At 57.5% G+C, this 1996-nt stretch carries 2 protein-coding genes and 1 pseudogene; all 3 read left to right on the forward strand.

The genetic code is table 11. The features are described 5' to 3' along the window. Positions 1–253, forward strand: a pseudogene (locus AC1DRJ_RS25655) (ABC transporter substrate-binding protein); the annotation flags it as partial. 5 nt (positions 254–258) lie between these two features. Further along, entirely contained in the window at positions 259–1119 is an 861-nt protein-coding gene (locus AC1DRJ_RS25660) for an ABC transporter ATP-binding protein (protein ID WP_477804624.1), read from the forward strand. A gap of 20 nt (positions 1120–1139) precedes the next feature. After that, on the forward strand, positions 1140–1996 hold an 857-nt coding region (locus AC1DRJ_RS25665), incomplete at its 3' end, for an ABC transporter permease (RefSeq protein ID WP_477804625.1).

Consider the following 1996-nt stretch of genomic DNA (forward strand, 5'->3'; position numbering starts at 1 on the left):
GACCGAAGCGGCCGAATTCGCGCAGAACGACAAGGGCGCCGCCGCCGACACTTATATCCGCGTCACCAAGGCGAAAATCGATCGCGCCGCGTTGCTGAAAATCATCGACAACCCGCAGTTCGAATTCAGCATCACGCCAAAAAATACTTATCCACTGGCCGAGTTCCTCTACCGCGTCGGTGCGATCAAAAACAAACCGGATTCGTGGAAGGACTACTTCTTCCAGGACACCAAACCGCTACAAGGGAGCTGATCGTCATGAACGCCCTTTTGCAAGGCCACACGGTCAGCAAACCTACCGCTACAGCCCAGGCGCTGCTGTCGGTCGACAACGTCAGCCTCGAATACCGCACGCCGCAGCGTGTGGTTCGAGCGACCCATCAAGTCAGTTTTGAAATCGATCCGGCGGACCGTTTTGTGCTGCTCGGCCCGTCCGGTTGCGGCAAATCGACCTTGCTCAAAGCGGTTGCAGGGTTCATTCAGCCTTGTGAAGGCGAGATTCGTCTTCAGGGGCAGACTGTGCATGCACCGGGGCCTGACCGGATCGTGGTGTTTCAGGAGTTCGACCAGCTGCCACCGTGGAAAACCGTCAAACAGAACGTGATGTTTCCGCTGCTGGCGTCCAAAACGCTGAAACGTAAAGAGGCAGAAGAACGAGCGCTGCATTATTTGGAGAAGGTGGGGCTGGCGGCGTTTGCCGATGCCTATCCGCATACCTTGTCCGGCGGTATGAAAGCGCGAGTCGCCATCGCTCGTGCCTTGGCGATGCAACCGAAAATCCTCCTGATGGACGAACCCTTCGCCGCCCTCGATGCGCTGACCCGGCGCAAGATGCAGGAAGAATTACTGCTGCTCTGGGAGGAGGTGCGTTTCACGCTGCTGTTCGTCACGCACTCCATCGAAGAGGCGCTAGTGGTGGGCAATCGCATTCTGTTGTTGTCGCCGCACCCGGGTCGGGTACGAGCGGAAGTGCACAGCCATCAATACGATTTGCACAGCCTCGGTGGCGTTGCGTTTCAGGAATCGGCGCGACGGATTCATCGGTTGTTGTTCGATGAAGGTCAATCTCCGGAAACCGAGCGTGAGCTGGATTTCTCCGATATTCGCATCGCTTATTGAGCCATTGAGAGGATTGCCCGATGAGCCATTTATCATCTGCGCGTGAAGAGTTCGAAACCGTTTTACAGCCGTTGACCAGCGTACCGCTGGAGCGTGAATTGCCGCTCGGCCAGCGCCTCTGGCAACAGGGCTGGATTCGTAAAAGCCTGATCCTGATTTTGCTCGTGGTGCTGTGGGAAGTGGTCGCCCGTGTTCAAAACAACGACCTGCTGCTGCCCAGTTTTGTGCAAACCACCAGCGCGCTGTATGACGGCCTGCTCAGTGGTGAACTGCTGGGCAAGGTCTGGATTTCGTTGGTGGTGTTGCTCAAGGGTTACCTGATCGGCATCGTCCTGGCATTTGCCCTGACCACATTGGCAGTGTCGACCCAGTTTGGTCGCGACCTGTTGAGCACATTGACCTCGATGTTCAACCCGCTGCCAGCGATTGCGTTGTTGCCACTGGCACTGTTGTGGTTCGGCCTGGGGCAAAACAGCCTGATTTTCGTACTGGTGCACTCGGTGCTTTGGGCCTTGGCCTTGAACACTTATGCCGGGTTTCTCGGGGTCTCGGAAACCCTGCGCATGGCCGGGCGCAACTACGGCCTCAAGGGCATGCGGTTCGTGCTGTTCATCCTGATCCCGGCCGCGTTGCCGTCGATTCTTGCCGGTTTGAAAATCGGCTGGGCCTTTGCCTGGCGCACGTTGATCGCCGCGGAATTGGTGTTTGGCGCAACCAGCGGCAAGGGTGGGTTGGGCTGGTACATTTTCCAGAACCGCAATGAGCTKTACACCGACAAGGTCTTTGCCGGGTTGGCGGTGGTGATCCTGATCGGGTTGCTGGTGGAGAACCTGGTGTTCGATACGCTGGAGCGCGTGACCGTCAAGCGGTGGGGGAT

The organism is Pseudomonas sp. P5_B2, from assembly GCF_056400445.1.

Coding starts and splice junctions, on each gene's coding strand:
- AC1DRJ_RS25660 (WP_477804624.1), top strand. CDS start 259: ATGAACGCCCTTTTGCAAGGCCACACGGTCAGCAAACCTACCGCTACA.